Source organism: Paenibacillus sp. FSL R5-0810 (assembly GCF_038002285.1).
Taxonomy (GTDB): Bacteria; Bacillota; Bacilli; order Paenibacillales; family Paenibacillaceae; genus Paenibacillus_AQ; species Paenibacillus_AQ lactis.
In genome coordinates, this window is record NZ_JBBOCF010000001.1 from 2,279,115 (window position 1) to 2,294,799 (window position 15,685).

14 protein-coding genes are annotated in these 15,685 nt (G+C 51.9%); 7 read left to right on the forward strand and 7 right to left on the reverse strand.

The window, feature by feature from the left end:
• The first annotated feature begins 14 nt into the window (after positions 1-14).
• Positions 15-1,376 (forward strand): TolB family protein, encoded by a 1,362-nt coding sequence (locus MKX76_RS10230; protein ID WP_341033682.1) that lies wholly within the window; start codon positions 15-17, stop codon positions 1,374-1,376.
• Between the two features lie 18 nt (positions 1,377-1,394).
• Here MKX76_RS10230 and MKX76_RS10235 read toward each other — a convergent pair whose 3' ends face one another.
• Complete coding sequence (locus tag MKX76_RS10235; RefSeq protein ID WP_007130310.1) at positions 1,395-1,955, reverse strand: pyridoxamine 5'-phosphate oxidase family protein; 561 nt, start codon at positions 1,953-1,955, stop codon at positions 1,395-1,397.
• 353 nt (positions 1,956-2,308) lie between these two features.
• A complete protein-coding gene (locus MKX76_RS10240) occupies positions 2,309-4,045 on the reverse strand; it encodes an ABC transporter ATP-binding protein (RefSeq protein WP_341033683.1) in 1,737 nt (578 codons plus the stop codon).
• 516 nt (positions 4,046-4,561) lie between these two features.
• Here MKX76_RS10240 and MKX76_RS10245 point away from each other — a divergent pair.
• Together MKX76_RS10245 and MKX76_RS10250 are read left to right on the forward strand one after the other, a co-directional pair.
• A complete protein-coding gene (locus MKX76_RS10245) occupies positions 4,562-5,380 on the forward strand; it encodes a TerC family protein (protein WP_341033684.1) in 819 nt (272 codons plus the stop codon).
• A 209-nt stretch (positions 5,381-5,589) separates the two neighbouring features.
• The gene (locus MKX76_RS10250; RefSeq protein WP_028406716.1) at positions 5,590-6,297 is read left to right on the forward strand and encodes a YetF domain-containing protein; all 708 of its coding nucleotides are present in this window, start codon (positions 5,590-5,592) and stop codon (positions 6,295-6,297) included.
• Between the two features lie 50 nt (positions 6,298-6,347).
• Here the strand turns inward: MKX76_RS10250 and MKX76_RS10255 are convergent, their stop codons facing one another.
• Entirely contained in the window at positions 6,348-7,520 is a 1,173-nt protein-coding gene (locus MKX76_RS10255) for a GNAT family N-acetyltransferase (protein WP_341033685.1), read from the reverse strand.
• 267 nt (positions 7,521-7,787) lie between these two features.
• Here MKX76_RS10255 and MKX76_RS10260 point away from each other — a divergent pair, with 267 nt between their 5' ends.
• Positions 7,788-8,330, forward strand: a complete 543-nt coding sequence (locus MKX76_RS10260) for an NADPH-dependent FMN reductase (RefSeq protein ID WP_007130315.1) — start codon at positions 7,788-7,790, stop codon at positions 8,328-8,330.
• A gap of 113 nt (positions 8,331-8,443) precedes the next feature.
• Here the strand turns inward: MKX76_RS10260 and MKX76_RS10265 are convergent, their stop codons facing one another.
• On the reverse strand, positions 8,444-9,145 hold the full coding sequence (locus MKX76_RS10265) for an ArsR/SmtB family transcription factor (RefSeq protein WP_007130316.1): 702 nt from the start codon (positions 9,143-9,145) through the stop codon (positions 8,444-8,446).
• Between the two features lie 99 nt (positions 9,146-9,244).
• On the opposite strand from MKX76_RS10265, the gene MKX76_RS10270 reads away from it, so the two are divergent.
• Positions 9,245-9,865, forward strand: coding sequence for a flavin reductase family protein (locus tag MKX76_RS10270; RefSeq protein WP_028406715.1), 621 nt, complete (start codon positions 9,245-9,247; stop codon positions 9,863-9,865).
• A 187-nt stretch (positions 9,866-10,052) separates the two neighbouring features.
• Here the strand turns inward: MKX76_RS10270 and MKX76_RS10275 are convergent, their stop codons facing one another.
• Positions 10,053-10,562 (reverse strand): GyrI-like domain-containing protein, encoded by a 510-nt coding sequence (locus MKX76_RS10275; protein ID WP_341033686.1) that lies wholly within the window; start codon positions 10,560-10,562, stop codon positions 10,053-10,055.
• 246 nt (positions 10,563-10,808) lie between these two features.
• Between MKX76_RS10275 and MKX76_RS10280 the strand changes: the two genes are divergently transcribed.
• Together MKX76_RS10280 and MKX76_RS10285 are read left to right on the forward strand one after the other, a co-directional pair.
• Positions 10,809-12,071 carry a cytochrome P450 gene (locus tag MKX76_RS10280; protein ID WP_341033687.1) on the forward strand — a complete coding sequence of 421 codons (1,263 nt, stop codon included), beginning with the start codon at positions 10,809-10,811 and terminating at the stop codon, positions 12,069-12,071.
• A gap of 175 nt (positions 12,072-12,246) precedes the next feature.
• Positions 12,247-13,164, forward strand: a complete 918-nt coding sequence (locus MKX76_RS10285; RefSeq protein WP_007130320.1) for an aldo/keto reductase — start codon at positions 12,247-12,249, stop codon at positions 13,162-13,164.
• A 227-nt stretch (positions 13,165-13,391) separates the two neighbouring features.
• On the opposite strand, the gene MKX76_RS10290 is transcribed toward MKX76_RS10285, so the two are convergent.
• Both MKX76_RS10290 and MKX76_RS10295 read right to left on the reverse strand, forming a co-directional pair.
• The gene (locus MKX76_RS10290; protein WP_007130321.1) at positions 13,392-14,711 is read right to left on the reverse strand and encodes an MFS transporter; all 1,320 of its coding nucleotides are present in this window, start codon (positions 14,709-14,711) and stop codon (positions 13,392-13,394) included.
• Positions 14,712-14,953: 242 nt separating this feature from the next.
• On the reverse strand, positions 14,954-15,676 hold the full coding sequence (locus tag MKX76_RS10295) for a YwiC-like family protein (RefSeq protein WP_040738711.1): 723 nt from the start codon (positions 15,674-15,676) through the stop codon (positions 14,954-14,956).
• Positions 15,677-15,685 lie beyond the last annotated feature (9 nt).

The following is a 15,685-nucleotide window of genomic DNA, read 5'->3' on the forward strand; positions in this document are numbered from 1 at the left end:
GTGGATCCCTAGGGATGAATAACATGGAAGATGCAATTCTATTTACGGCAGCTTCTGGGAGCACGGCTTACGACATCTGGATGTACCGGCTTGCAGACGGCCGCATATTCAGGCTGACCGAGAATCTGGGCGAAGCGCATTCCATTCCATACTGGTCGCCGGACACCCGCTTTGTATCCTTCATCGGCCGTAACGGTATTGTGTTTGTGTTGGATATGCAGGACGGCAACCTGGCCCGCATCGATCAGATCGAGCCCTATACGCTGCTGAGCTGGTCGCCGGACAGCAGGTATTTGACCTACGTAAAGGGCAGCCGGATCGTCATCTACGACATTCGCTTACATGTCAGCACTGGGATCGTTCACGAGGGGGCAGCCGATGCCCAGTGGTTTCCTTCCGGGGAAGCGCTCCTCTATGCCGCCCCGGATGAAATGGGAAACGTGCAGCTATTCCGAACCGACATAGCTGGCACAGACAGGGTTCAATTAACGCAGAATACCGAAGGTCCGCTTCACGACGTCAGGATTTCCCCTGACGGGCAGTTTGCGCTCTATACATCGCCGGGAGTCAGCATATCCTTGATATCGGTTGTCAACCTGGCAACGGGCGAGCGCCGTCAGCTCGAAGGCGGTCCGCAGGCCAAAAACTATTATCCCGCATGGTCGCCGGACTCCTCTCTAATCTCATATAGTGCGACGGATTTGATTCAGAATCAGTATATTTCTTACATCCAGACCGATGCTCGGAATGGGGGGCAGCAGCGAACACTGGCGATCTCAAGCTGCTTCGCAACGCCGGTAAGCTGGTCGCCGGACGGCAGTCGCATCGCTTATTTATCGGGCTGCGGCGAACAAGAGCCTGCATCTCAAATTTGGATCGTGGATACAGCAGCCTCCTTACCACCCGTTAAAATCGTTGATGCAGGACGAATTACGGCTTTAGCGTGGTCACCGCCAAGACCGGCTATCCATCCGTACCGCTTATATCGCAATTCAGCGTACAACGTATCATTCTACTACCCAATGAATTGGGTGCGGGTGACCGATGAGCGATACGAAGGCCCGGACGGTTTTTTCCAAATATCCGCCATCATGTCCGAAGCGGACATCCACGAAGTGTGCAGATCGGAGGCATTTCACCCCTTAAGACCCTATGGCAGCAATCCGAGGATCATCCCGGCTGTCATTCAGTCTCAAGCTGCCTGCTATATATTCCCTTCCGCAGATCAGCCCGCCGAAATGGGGAACCAGTCCGCACTGATCGTTAAATATCCGGAGCCGATTGTTATTCAAGGCAGCTCTTATCCTTATTTTATTTTATGGGCGGATCGAGGCCACATCCTTCAGCTCAGCCGGACGCTCAAGTTCATTCGCTAAATAAAAAACTCCCGAGTTCTACTTACCGATTCTCCTTCCCAGAGGGGTTGGCAATCCGTCGATGGTATGCATGTTTTTCTCCTGCCAATAACTCGCGAGCCCCTCTTCCCCTTTATGCTCCGCCCATCGCTGGAGTGTGTCCCGTTCCTTCTCATAAGTCATGAAAGGCACGGCATAACCGCATGAAGTCTGTACCTTGTGCACGTCAACGACAATAATTTGCCTCGCGCCGGCAATTGGCTCGAAGCGGCTGTACAGCTCTTCCCATCGCTCGTCTCCAGGCAGCAGAACCGTTCCGGTCCCATAGAGGCGCAAAATGTTGGGAGGGCCTTCAAACGCGCAGAACATAACCGTAATCCGGCCATTCTCCACAATATGAGCGCTTGTCTCATTCCCGCTCCCGGTCAGATCCAGGTATGCAACTTGATTCTCGGACAGGATGCGAAAGGTATCATACCCCTTCGGCGACAGATTCACATGCCCATCAGGCGACGATGCCGCAGTCCCGACAAAAAACAGATGCTGTTTCCGGATAAACGCCATATGCTCCGGGAGCATGGACGGAAATTGTTTCCCCATTTCAATAGGCCTCCTCTTATAGATTGGCATCACGCCAAAAGCCGCCCTGCCACCCATACTAATAAAATACGGCAGTGTATACAGGCATGTTCAGCCCTTATCGCTGCGGCAATGTTTACGCTATAGAGCGTACTTCGAATAAATTATGTACATTGTACTCGATGAAGGAAGACAAATAAACCATATTTTGGCCCCCGAGGAATAGCGATCCAATGTCCTGTCAGATGGAACAGGAAGAAAGCCTGCTTTCGCAGGCTTTCCATGAAAATCGCGCCGGCAACCGGTTAACAGCATGCCAACGCACCGCGATGGTGTTTTTTTCAAGCCCTTGCCTTGCATGCCTTAACTGATCCTCAAACGCGCAGCTGCATTTCATATAAATGGGCGTATCGCCCTTTCTTCCCGATCAGCTCTTCGTGCGTTCCCTGCTCCTCAATTCCGTCATCGGATAGGACGATAATCCGCTGCGCGTTGCGGACGGTCGACAGACGATGGGCAATGACGATTGTTGTCCGGTTCTCGCTCAGCTGTTCCAGCGATTGCTGGACTGCCCGCTCGCTCTCGTTATCCAATGAGCTTGTCGCTTCGTCGAAAATGATAATCGGCGGATTCTTCAAAAACACACGCGCAATGCTGAGCCGCTGCTTCTGTCCGCCCGACAATTTGACGCCGCGTTGACCGATATCCGTGTCATACCCGCCGGGCAATGCCATGATGAAATCATGGGCATTCGCCCTTTTTGCCGCCTCCACGATCTCCTCCATGCTTGCCTCCATGTTCCCATACCGAATATTGTCTGCAACCGTTCCGGAGAACAAATATACATCCTGTTGAACGATGCCAATGCTTCTCCGAAGCGAGCGCAGCGTAACATCGCGGATGGGGATGCCGTCAATGAGAATGCTGCCTTCGCTCGTTTCATAGAATCTTGGGATCAAGGAGCAGAAGGTGGTTTTGCCGACCCCGGACGGCCCGACAAGGGCAATATACTCCCCGGGTTTGATGTGGAGAGACACATGTTTAAGGACCTCGCCGTAATCCTCCTTATACTTAAAGCTTACATTCCGGAATTCCACGCTGCCGCGCACATGGGCCAGTTCAATGGCATCAGGGGCGTCCACGATGTCCGGCTCGACCTCCAGAATCTCCATAAACCGGTCGAATCCGGTGATGCCCTCCTGGTATAACCTCGCAAAATTTACCAGCCGCTGTATCGGTTCAATCAGGATGCCGATGCACAGGAAAAAGGTCAGCAGGTCCGCAAGCTCAAGCGAAGCATCCACGATCGCCGCACCGCCGAAGACGATCACTGCAATGGTGATCAGCTGCGTAAACCCGACCAAGCCTTCATGAAAATAAGTCTCGCTCTTATACCCTTCTCTCCTGCTGTCGACAAAGCGGCGGTTCTCGTATTCGAACTTCTCCTTCTCCACCTGCTCGTTCGTAAACGACTTCACGACCCGGATGCCGGACAAGGAATCCTCTACTTGGGCATTGATGTCCCCGATCCGGTCCTTGCTGACCCGGAGCGCCTTGTTCATTCTCTTATTGAAATAGAACGCGAACACGGCCATCACCGGAAGAAACATAAAAACGATGAATGTAAGCTTTACGTCAATATACATCAAAATGATGAAGGCACCGGTAAATTTCAGCACGGATATCGCCAGGTCCTCCGGACCGTGATGATACAATTCGGTCAGTGAAAGGATGTCATTGGTGGCACGGGTCATCAGCTGGCCGGTTTTATGCTCGTCGTAAAAGCTGAACGAAAGCTTCTGGAAATGGTCAAACAATTCACTTCTCATGTCCCGTTCCATGTAAGCGCCCATCATATGCCCTTTATAGGAGATGAACATATCGCACAGGGTGTGGATGATCACCATACCCAGCATGACCACCCCCATCAAGTAGATCTGACTGAGCGCATCCGGCCTTTGTTCCTCCAGGACATTGATCGTAATATACCTTACGCATAACGGCAGCAGGAGCGTAATGGCCGATACGATGAATGCGCAGGCCAAATCAGCCGCGAGCAGCCCGATATACGGCTTGTAGTACGACAAGAATTTTCTCGATCGGGAATTCAAATAGGATCTCCTCCGCGCTGGAGGGTTAGATTGTCATACCCCTCCTGCTTTTTTTGATGGTGGCGTATCCTGTTCTTCTCATTTTCAACACCCTTCCTGTTTATGGTTATTAACATCATACGCCGAATTTGGCCGACGCATATATGTAACAAATATTTATATTTGAATAATCCCGTGATTCAAGGGAACGTCCCTATCTTTCAACCGATCGATTCTTTTAGCTTCGGACATATTCTATAAAAAATTTCTTGACTTCCCGCTTCGAATTTTATATCTTTATATCACGGCTTAGCTGATCCAAATGTTTGCTAAGCATGAACGTGATTAAAGGGGAGTAGCTGCTACAACAAAGTCGTCAGTTCGAGATTATTCTCCGGCTTTGTTGGCAACGATTCGTTGTTAGCGAGACCTTTACCACACAGACACTGTGGTGAAGGTCTCTTTTTGTGTGTTTGAGACCTTCACCTGCGGTGAAGGTTTTTTTATGCTCGTCAATAAGTTTTAGGAGGATGTGGAATGGAGCTATTATTAGAGTACGGATGGGTGCTGCTTGTGCTCGTTGCGCTCGAAGGACTGCTGGCGGCGGATAACGCGCTGGTCCTGGCGATCATGGTCAAGCATCTGCCTGAAGCTCAGCGCAAAAAGGCGCTCTTTTACGGCTTGCTCGGTGCGTTTGTGTTCCGTCTCGGATCGCTGTTTGTCATCTCGTTCTTGGTGGACGTATGGCAGGTACAGGCAATCGGTGCCCTCTACCTTCTGTACATTTCGATCAATCACACCCTGAAGCACTTCATTAAAGGCAAGAAGCCAACCGAGGACGCGGCACCGAAGCCGGAGAAACCGAAGAAACAATCCGGCTTCTGGATGACCGTATTCAAGGTCGAGGTAGCCGACATTGCCTTTGCCGTGGACTCGATTCTCGCAGCGGTTGCCCTTGCGGTCGCGCTTCCGCCGAGCGGCATCCCGAATATCGGAGGCCTGGATGGAGGACAATTCATCGTTATCTTCCTTGGCGGATTCATCGGTCTGATCATTATGCGTTTTGCAGCGTCCTATTTCGTTAAGCTGCTGCAGCAGCGCCCTGGACTTGAAGTTGCGGCGTTTATTATTGTCGGTTGGGTCGGTATCAAGCTCGCCGTGATTACCTTGGCGCATCCGGATGTTGCAATCATTAATCATCATTTCCCTGAGAATCCGATCTGGAAAGCGATCTTCTATGTCGTTCTTGTCCTGATTGCGCTCGTTGGATGGTTCACCTCCTCGAAGCAGGAAGTCAGCAGTGACCAGAATGCCGTTAAAGAAGTGGAAGAGCAGCAGCCGGGAAATTCCTTCTGATCATTCAAGCCCATACAGCAAATTAATAATGAAACGGCCTGTCATCCGGAATAGAACCGGTTGTTGACAGGCCGTTTTTATATGACAGTATACAGGCAGTCCCCTTTACGCGGCAAAGCCATGCCAGCCTACTTGTTTACGGGGCTCGCTTCCCGTTTAATACATTAGCAAATTCGATTCCTGCATCCCAAGCTTAGGAGGCTTTAGCCATGGACATGTTTATAGATTTGGGCTTGAAACTGGTGATCAGCTTCTTCGGGTTATGGGTCATCACATTTGTTACAGGGCGCAAAACGCTTAGTCAGCTTACGCCGCTTGATTTCCTGTCTTCCTTAATATTAAGCGAAATCGTAGGCAACACCTTGTACGACGACGGCGTTCACATTACGCACTTGTTATTCGCGCTGACGCTATGGACCTCGCTTTCCTACCTCTTCGAGAAGGCAACGACGCATTTCGTTAAGTTCGGTTATTTAACGGAAGGCCGGGCCGTTCTGCTCATCGACAATGGGAGACTGAACCAGAAGTGGCTCGACAAATACGATATTGAATACAAGCAGCTATTATCCATGCTTCGGCGGCAAAACATTTTCTCGCTCCAGGAGGTTAAATTTGCGATTCTGGAAACGGACGGCTCGTTGTCTGTCATGAAGAAGCCTGAATTCGAGCCTCCTTCCGCCAAGGACCTGGGCGTTTCGTCCGGGCCTGACGACTTCACCGTAACGGTGATCGATAAAGGTACGATCCTGGAGGAATCCATGCTGGGCCGGAGGATCGATCCCGAGCTCGTGAAGAGAAAAGCACGGGAACAAGGCTTCGAGCGCATGGATGACATCGCCTACGCCGAGTACGGCGATGACGGAGAACTCCGCATCTACTCCAAGCATGAAGTCCGGAATGGACGCCGTGACGGGTGATAAACGTAAAAAAGCCGATCCCTTGGGATCAGGCTTTTTGTTACGGAATCTTAGAAAAAGTCCATCAGCAATGTCTGCCGAACAGGAACAACCGAATCCAGCTCTGCCGCCTTTTGCGTTTCCCCTTGAATACGGCCGGCTTTGTGCAGGGTTTGCACCCTCTTATATCCCGTTAGAATAGCGCTTAACGCCTGAATGTCCAGGGTCAGGTCAGCTTCCGCACCTTCCTTCGTCTCCAGCAATTCTGCCTCTCCCCTGCCATCGATATTGACGGATAAGCGCCACACCCCGTCGTTCCAAGGAGCGGCGGCATCCTGCACCTTGAGCGTAATTCCAACCTCCACATCCCTCATAAACGGATACTCCTCCAGAAGTGATTTCAGATCGACGATCCGTGCCATGAAATATGGGACCGTCTCTTGCGACACCCGCGGGTCCGGAAGCAGGAATGGCAGCTCGTCGTCTACAGGAACCATCTTGAGGCTTACTTGCTCAATGCGCGAATCATGATTGGCGAAGAACGTCCATAGAGCGCTGCGGGCTTCTTCATTCAGAAAGACAAACTCGTCGCATGTCAGCTCCTTGTCCTTAAGCTGGTACAATGCATAGCCCTGAGGCTCCCCGTCAACCGAATAATAGATCACGCTGTGACCGTCATCATCCAGAACGGATTGCTTCCACCACTCTTCAGTCCGAAGCAGCGTCCCGTTATACCTGCTTGCAAATGAGCGATAGACGGAATCAAGTGCCGGCAGATCCGCCGCATCGCGAACGATCCGTCCCGGCGACTCGGTCTTAGGCGGGAATTTATGTACAGGGATGACGTATTTCTTATACTCCGCATACAGCTCCCACCCAAATTTGCGATAAAAGGGGATGGAGAACGGATGCAGGAAGGAGACCGTCTGACCCGCGTTCTTCATCTCGTTCAAAGCATGCTTCAGAAGCCTTGAAACATGGCCCTGCCTGCGGTTCTCCGGCCATGTCGCAACTCCTGCGATGCCGCCCATGTCAAAAGCCTTGCCATGAAGATATGTTCGCAGCGGCAGAATGGTCAGCTTCGCCTGCAGGTCCGCCCCATCGAAAATTCCCCAGGTCTGCTCGGGTTTGAAGCGGCTTTTCCGCTCTTCTTTCTCCTCGGGTGTCAATGTGTATTGAAATGCATATTCACCTAATGATGTGCTGGCTTCGAACTCGTCCGTTTTCAACTGTCTGATCATCATGTTATCCACCTCGCAATTTCTGGTATGCGCCTCCCAAGGGTATCGACAAGATAAAGATCTTATCATAAGGGACAGCGGGTCCGATTACTCTACTATAGCATTTACATGGCAACGAGCTACAGACACAAACTCTCTTGATTTAAGGATAATTAACAAACTTTTTGTTAGCTACTTGACATTAATAACCGACTGAGTTTATGATTATCTCATGCAACCAGGACACCAACAAAGATAAAATACAATTTCAATAATCAGGAGGGAATTACAGTGTCGAAATTGAACATCGGTATTATTTTGGGCAGCACACGTCAAGGCCGCTTGAGCCCACAGGTAGGCGAATGGGTGAAGAGCATCGCCGATCAACGCGGGGACGCGAATTATGAGATCGTAGACATCGCTGACTACAAGCTTCCGCTGTTGGGTGAGGCCGATGCGTCCGAGCAGGCAGCCGCATGGAATGCAAAGCTTGCCAGCCTCGACGGATTCGTATTCATCGTGCAAGAGTATAACCACAGTATTACAGGCGCGCTGAAAAACGCCCTCGATTACGCACGCGAAGCTTGGAATAACAAAGCTGCGGGCATCGTAAGCTACGGCTCCGTCGGCGGTGCGCGCGCTGCCGAGCATCTGCGCGGCATTTTGGGCGAATTGTCCGTTGCCGACGTCCGCATTCACGCTGCGCTGTCCTTGTTCACAGATTTCGAGAACGGAACGGTGTTTAAGCCGGCCGACCTTCATCTTACGAACGTGAACGGCATGCTGGACCAAGTGCTCGCATGGAGCGGTGCTTTGAAAACCCTGCGTCAATAAACGTTATAAGGGACTGCTGCGACATCATGGTGATGATGGCGTGCAGTCCTTTTTTATTTTTCCGGCTTACATAAGGAAATAAATAGCTGCAGCGAAGCTCATCTCAAACGGAATTAACGGCCCTCAACATCGATCCCGAAGGTTGCCTTGAAGCCCTTCTTCCCCTTCTCCGTGACGCGCACGGCCCGTGTTTTTGGCAAACGTTCGATCCATTTCAATTCGAGCAGCTTCTCAAGCAAAACGCTTCCCAGCGATCCCGCCAGATGATGGCGTCTTTCGCTCCAATCCAGGCATTTATGCGAGAAGGAACGGCGCTTTGCTCTCGCCCGGTCCAGATCCAAGCGGAAATCCCTAAAGAAGGCTTCCCCTGCAGCGGTTACCTCAAATTGCTTATGGTTTTCGTCAAGAACTCCCATCTCCAATAAGGAAGTCGTCAGCTGGATTCCCAGCTTCCCCGCTAAATGATCGTAACAGGTCCTTGCGGAACGAATCGCCCGGTCTTCGTCAGCTTGCCTGAGCGATTTGATTTCCACCGGGGGCGCGATTGACAATAAGGACTCCAGCATCCGTGCGACCTCCGGGTCCCGGATGCCATAATATCGATGCCTCCCCTGCTGTTCAACGCTGACGATGCCCGCATCCGTCATTTTAGACAGATGGAAGCTCGCCGTTTGCGGTTTGATTCCCGCCATATAAGCCAGCTCGCTTGCCGGGTGAAAGCGGCCGTCGAGCATCGCGGTGAGCATGGCCGCACGCGACCCCTCGCTAACAAGCGATGCAACGATCGCCAGATTAGCGTTTGCCTGTGCCTTCATTTCATTTCTCCTCTCATGTCATCCATATTTCGATGATAATCGAAACATCCCTGGACTACAATGATTCTGGAAGAACGAAATGAATCAGGAGGAGAAACCATGCACACATCTGCAGAAAAACCGCTTATCAAGACCATTCATCCAAGCATCCTCTACTATGGTACACCCGTTATTCTTCTAACAACATTGAATGAGGACGATAGCATGAACATTTCACCTTTGTCTTCATCATGGGCGCTAGGACACTCCATCGTGCTAGGCATCGGGCTTGGGGGAAAAGCGATCGAGAACCTTAAGAATCGCCCGGAATGCGTGATTAACGTACCGGATCCTTCACTATGGGAGCAGGTTGAGAAGCTTGCTCCGTATACCGGTAAAGATCCCGTACCGGACTTCAAGCTTCGAAACGGATTCCGGCACGAAAAAGATAAGTATGGAATCGCCGGGTTGACCCCAGTCCCCTCCCTGTCGGTCACGCCTGCACGTATTCAGGAATGTCCGATACAAATTGAGGCCCGCGTCAGCAACATCCACAGCCCTGCTAATGCTTCATTATTTGCCATTGTGGAAACGGAAGCAATCCATGTGCACGCCCACGAAGATATCGTACGTGACGAGAACCACATTGATCCAAATCAATGGAGTCCGCTCATTTATAATTTTCGGCACTATTTTGGGCTTGGCGATCGGCTTGGAAAGACGTTTCGTGCGGAGACCTAAAGCGAAAGATCTACCGATGGCCGTCCTTCCAAAGCGAGGTCCCCATCCTATATGCAGCGTTCTACTTGTAGAGATCCTCTAATCAAATATGAGCGAGCCCGCTCCTGACTAGGATGCGGGCTGGTTTATATTCTTCGATGACAGGCCTTATAGTCCAAAAGGCCCGTTATGTATCTATCATACGATATTAACGAATATACGCCCCATAATCCAAAATAACCTTTCCCTTGTCATCCGGCGAAGCAAAGCGCTGCGGGTGATACTTCTCGAAGAACCACGGATTTTCTTTAAGCTTCCAGCCTAGCTCGGCCAATTGGTCCATGCATTGATTGTGGGGGCCAATGCCGTACAGCTCCCCGCTATCATCAGATCCGTGCAGCCAGCAGATGCCTACGTCACTCTCCGCAATATCGGCATGCGCATAACCTTCCGGAACTTCGGTCTCAGAGGGAAACAGCATGCCAATCCAATATTCAAACTGTCCTCCCTCCATTCGCATCATTCCGTAAGAAGCCCCTTCCGACTCCGGCAGGGGACCAAGGTTAACAAGCTCATCGAACCAACTGCTCGCGATCCATTCCCCCCACTTCTCCCCAAAGCTGCCTACAGCATCGCGGTCCTGATCCGTATATCGTTTGCCGATCAGCCGCAGCGCTGGCAAATGCTCCTGATAAACCTTAATGACTTCAGCCGCCATCTCTCCTAACAACCTCCTAATTTAGAATGGTCTCCCAATCCTTTGTTTTTCGATGAAACCATCTCCAATTCCTGCAATAGACATCCAACTTATACATTTTTGAACAGAGAAATCTCGCGGAATCAGGCAAGCGGTTACTGGCGATCAAGTCCATGATTTATTCAAACAGCAGCTCGGCGGGTATTAAGGTAGTATTCGTTCACCAGCAATGATCGCTTCCCAATTTAAATCAGCAGGAGGTTTCATATGGAAACATCAAGACCGATTCCAAAAGAAGAAGGCATAGACAACAGCTTGAGCGTGCTCCGCGAAGGCTATCTCTACGTGACCAACCGGGCCATCGGCTTTCAATCCGACATTTTTGAAACACGGCTCTTAGGCGAACGCGCCATCTGTATGCGAGGCGAAGAGGCGGCCAAGCTTTTTTACGACGGGGAGAAATTTCAGCGGCATGGCGCGGCACCGAAGCGTGTGCTGAAGACCTTGTTCGGTGAAAACGGCGTGCAAACCCTTGACGGTGAGGAGCACCGGCACCGGAAAGCGATGTTTATGTCTACCATGAACCGTGATGGCCTTCAGGCTATGCGCGAGATCACTCGAAAGCAGTGGATGCTCGCTGTCGAACGCTTTGAGAAGCTGGAGCAGATTGTTATCTACGATGAAGCCAAGGAGCTTCTTTGCCGTGCTGCCTGTGAATGGGCCGGCATCCCCATTTCCGGGGAGGAGGTGAAGGAAAAGACGGAATGGCTCGGTGCCATGATTGAGTCCGCGGCCGCAATCGGCATCAAGCATCGGCGAGGAAGAATGGCCCGCTCGAAGGCAGAGCAGTGGCTGGAGGGCTTGGTGCTGGACGTGCGCGAAGGCCGAATGCATCCGGCGAACGGAACGGCCCTCTCCGTTTTTTCCAAGCATCGGGATCTGGCCGGTAATAGGCTCGACCCGAAGGTCGCAGCGGTCGAAATCCTGAATATCCTGCGTCCGATTGTAGCCGTTGCAGTCTACGTCTGCTTTACAGCACTTGCTGTCATTCAGCAGCCGGAAGAGCGCGAGAAGCTGATGTCCTCTGAGGAAGACAAGCTTCAGCGTTTTGTTCAAGAGGTTCGAAGATTCTATCCGTTCTTCCCCTTTGTCCCCGCCCGCGCAATCCGGGATTTTACTTGGAAGGGTTATGAATTTAACGAAGGTGTGCTGACGATCCTTGACCTGTACGGAACGAATCATCATCCAAAGCTATGGGACCAGCCCGAGCTGTTCAATCCCGATCAGTTCAAGGATTGGAACGGAAGCCCGTTCAGCTTTATTCCCCAAGGTGGTGGAGATCATGATGCCGGTCACCGCTGCGCCGGTGAATGGATTACGCTCGAGATCATGAAGGAAAGCGCGGATGTTCTGGCTAACTGGATTCGGTATGAAGTGCCTTTGCAGGACCTCAGCTTCCGTTTTCATGACATGCCGTCCCTGCCGCACAGCCGCATCATCATCCGCAACGTGAAGCGTTTAAATTCGTAATCAAGAGTCTGGACGAATAATCCTCCCAATCCGTATCCATGGTACGAAGCGCTGCACGATGTCGGAGTTGTTTAGGACAAATAACTCTTGTACAACCTCCTTTGAACATGTCACAATAACAAGAGAGACTTTTGCCACAGCAACTAAACCTACAATAGAATCGGAGGGTCTTGATTTGAAAACGATTAAACTTGGAAGCAGTTCGCTTGAAGTACCTGTCGTAGCCGTCGGCGGTATGCGAATAAATTCGCTGGATAAAGCGGAGGCCGAGCGTTTCGTTCAAACGGCGCTTGAGGAAGGGGCCAACTTTTTCGACCATGCCGACATTTACGGCGGCGGAGCCTGCGAGGAAATCTTCTCCGAAGCTATACATATGAGTGCGAGCGTCCGCGAGCAGATCATTCTGCAGTCGAAATGCGGGATTCGTCAAGGGATGTTCGACTTTTCGAAAGAGCATATTCTGAATTCGGTTGACGGCATTTTGAAAAGACTGAACACCGAATACCTCGATGTGCTGCTCCTGCACCGTCCGGATGCCCTTGTTGAGCCGGAAGAGGTTGCCGAAGCATTTGATCAGCTTGAGCGCTCGGGCAAAGTAAGACACTTCGGTGTATCCAATCAAAACCCGATGCAGATTCAGCTGCTGAAAAAAGCCGTGAAGCAGCCGATCGTGGCTAACCAGCTTCAGCTCAGCATCACGAATGCCACCATGATTTCAAGCGGAATCAATGTGAATATGGAGAATGAATCCGCCGTCAACCGCGACGGCAGCGTGCTGGACTTCTGCAGGCTGCATGATATTACGATTCAGCCATGGTCCCCATTCCAATACGGATTTTTCGAAGGGGTATTCTTGGGAAGCGACAAGTTCCCTGAGCTGAACCGGCAGATCGATGAGATCGCAGAAAAATATGGCGTAAGCAATACAACCATCGCCATTGCCTGGCTGCTTCGCCACCCTGCCCGCATGCAGCCCGTGATCGGCACAATGAATATCGATCGCTTAAAGGACTGCATCAAGGCGAGCGATATCGTGCTGACGCGTGAGGAATGGTATGCGATCTACCGCGCGGCAGGCAATATTCTTCCATAAGCGCTAGCAGAACATAATTACGGTCAGAGCATAAACACTGTAGAACATTAGCACTGATAGCTCATAATTACAGTCAGAGCATAAGCACTGCAGTACATTAGCACTGTCAGTTCATAATTACGGTCAGAGCGCAAGCACTGCCGAATCATAAACTCTGTCAGCGTAAAAACAGCCTCCGGACCAAGCAGACCGGAGGCTGTTTTATTCCTATGAAACCCGTTGCCGGATTAAGCGCTTTTGCTTGATTGCGCTGCCGTTTTACCCAGCTTGATCGATCCCAGGCAGACTGGGATCAATACCAGCGATAGCAAGCCTCCGGCCAGGGACAGCGTGCTGTAGCTCGTGCTGGCTGCGACCACGCCGGACAACGCGCCGCCCGAAGCGCCGGCAAGGGCAATCAACACATCAATCGTTCCCTGCGTCTTAGCCCGGGTAGTTGGATGCGTAGCGTCAACGATCATCGCCGTTCCGCTGATCAAGCCCAGGTTCCAGCCTACGCCAAGCAAGGCGAGGGCAAGGATGAGCAGCACAAGCGAATCGGCCGGCGCGAACGCTGCCAAGATCCCGGAGATCAACAGGACCATGCCGGATGCGATGGACATGGCAAGCCGTCCCACTTTATCCACGAGATAACCGGTAATGAGCGACGGGAGATACATGGCCCCGATATGGATGCCGATCACTAAGCCGACAGCACCTAGTCCGTGACCGTGATGCTTCATGTGGACCGGCGTCATGGTCATGATGGAGATCATCACCACTTGAGTCAATATCATCACGGCTGTCCCGACCACGAGCCCCCGTTTGTTCCCGTCCCCAGTTGTTGAATCCGAAGATGGCCCAGCGCTGGTACGGTTCGCTTGAGCGATCGCTTGCGCTATAGCGTAAGGATCGGGACGAAGCAACACCAGCAGCACCAGGCCAGCCAGTATGAATGCCGCAGCTGCTAGGATAAACGGTCCCGCTAAAGCGGGCACGCCGATCGACTCTGCGGCCCGGCCCATCACATTGACCAGATTGGGGCCGGCAACAGCGCCGAATGTCGTCGATACCATTGCCACACTGACCGCCGATGCACGCTGTGAAGGCTTAGCCAGATCCGTCCCTGCATATCTCGCTTGCAAATTAGTGGCTGTGCCTACACCGTAGATCAGCAATGAAGCAAACAGCAGAATGATGTTCTGTAAGGACGCTGCAATAATGACCCCGATTGCTCCAATCCCGCCGGCAAGGAACCCTGTTGCGAGACCCGGCCCCCGCCCGAAACGCTGGCTAAGCCGTCCGACATACCAAGCACCTAGCGCGGAGCCTACCGTTATCAGTGCGGCTGGAATACCCGCAAAGCTAGCGGTTTTAAGCATTTCCTGGGCAAGCAGCGCTCCGACGGTTAAGCCTGCCGCTAGCCCCGCTCCGCCGAATATTTGCGACAGGATCACGATAATAAGCGTTCGCTTGTACAGCCGTTCTTGAAGAACGGGAGATTCTATGTACTTCTGAATCTTTGGAAGTGCTTGTTCTCTTCCAGAACGTTCCGGTAGTTTCGGCATGATCCGCTCCCCTTTCGTATGCTATTCCTCAGAATACCATAGATTTCTCTCCTCGCTACCCTGTTTTTTTCAAAAGATGTCCCCTGATGGAATCCGGCACGAAAAACAGCCTTCGGTGGTCGATGCACCCAAGGCTGTTTGGCTTTGTATGGGATCAAATTGTGTTCTTCGACCTTCCCCCGCCACCCCTGACAAATGCCGGCTGCCTGGGAGGCTTTCACAGCGAGCTGCCCCCTTTACGGTTAAAGAACCATCATGCTGATCCCTAAAAATTGCACGGAACCTATAATTTCGATAATGCCAACATTCATCGGCTTGATGACTTTTCCGGAAAACAGCCAGCTTCGGCAAAGCGGAAACAGAAACGCAGCAGCGAGCCAGGGTAAGCCGAGGATCAGAGGAACGGCCGGCGCAGCGACATGATACGCCCGCGAATAGACCGTATACCGCTTGTTCTTCCGTTCTCTGAAGACGGATTTCACGAAGAAAACGGTGCCGGCAAAATAGACCACATTCACCAGGGCTACAACCGCCAGCTCTTTACCGACAGTTCCGCCGCCAAGCATATAGGCAGCCGCACCGCCTGTGCAGAACAGCAGAATCGCGCATAGATCATTCAGAAGCGCACGCTCCTTGCGCCGTACGACATGCCATATGTTAACGGTGATCAATGCAAGCAGCACCGGGGCGAACCACAGCATCCACGGGGCATGCCAGATGACGGGAATGAGAAACACCGCTCCGGCTGCAGCGTACCCGATTCCCCAATACACCTCTGAGGTCTGTTTTTTCCTCTTGAGCGATTGTAACAATGGATACGAAGCGAAATACAGCAGCAGCCATGCCAAAAACAGCGGAACATGCAGAACGGTTGGCTTGGCCGCCGTCATTCCGATCATATAGGGGACGATGAGCATCGCCCATCCTCCGTGTTCCCGAGGTATCACGATCTTCGTTCGGTTCATCCTTCTCCC

Excerpts from the sequence above, each read along its gene's own strand:
- MKX76_RS10280 (WP_341033687.1), top strand. The coding sequence starts at position 10,809 with ATGGAAACATCAAGACCGATTCCAAAAGAAGAAGGCATAGACAACAGC.
- MKX76_RS10235 (WP_007130310.1), bottom strand. The coding sequence starts at position 1,955 with ATGGGGAAACAATTTCCGTCCATGCTCCCGGAGCATATGGCGTTTATC.
- MKX76_RS10270 (WP_028406715.1), top strand. The coding sequence starts at position 9,245 with ATGCACACATCTGCAGAAAAACCGCTTATCAAGACCATTCATCCAAGC.
- MKX76_RS10255 (WP_341033685.1), bottom strand. The coding sequence starts at position 7,520 with ATGATGATCAGACAGTTGAAAACGGACGAGTTCGAAGCCAGCACATCA.
- MKX76_RS10290 (WP_007130321.1), bottom strand. The coding sequence starts at position 14,711 with ATGCCGAAACTACCGGAACGTTCTGGAAGAGAACAAGCACTTCCAAAG.
- MKX76_RS10275 (WP_341033686.1), bottom strand. The coding sequence starts at position 10,562 with ATGGCGGCTGAAGTCATTAAGGTTTATCAGGAGCATTTGCCAGCGCTG.
- MKX76_RS10295 (WP_040738711.1), bottom strand. The coding sequence starts at position 15,676 with ATGAACCGAACGAAGATCGTGATACCTCGGGAACACGGAGGATGGGCG.
- MKX76_RS10250 (WP_028406716.1), top strand. The coding sequence starts at position 5,590 with ATGGACATGTTTATAGATTTGGGCTTGAAACTGGTGATCAGCTTCTTC.
- MKX76_RS10230 (WP_341033682.1), top strand. The coding sequence starts at position 15 with ATGAATAACATGGAAGATGCAATTCTATTTACGGCAGCTTCTGGGAGC.
- MKX76_RS10265 (WP_007130316.1), bottom strand. The coding sequence starts at position 9,145 with ATGAAGGCACAGGCAAACGCTAATCTGGCGATCGTTGCATCGCTTGTT.
- MKX76_RS10245 (WP_341033684.1), top strand. The coding sequence starts at position 4,562 with ATGGAGCTATTATTAGAGTACGGATGGGTGCTGCTTGTGCTCGTTGCG.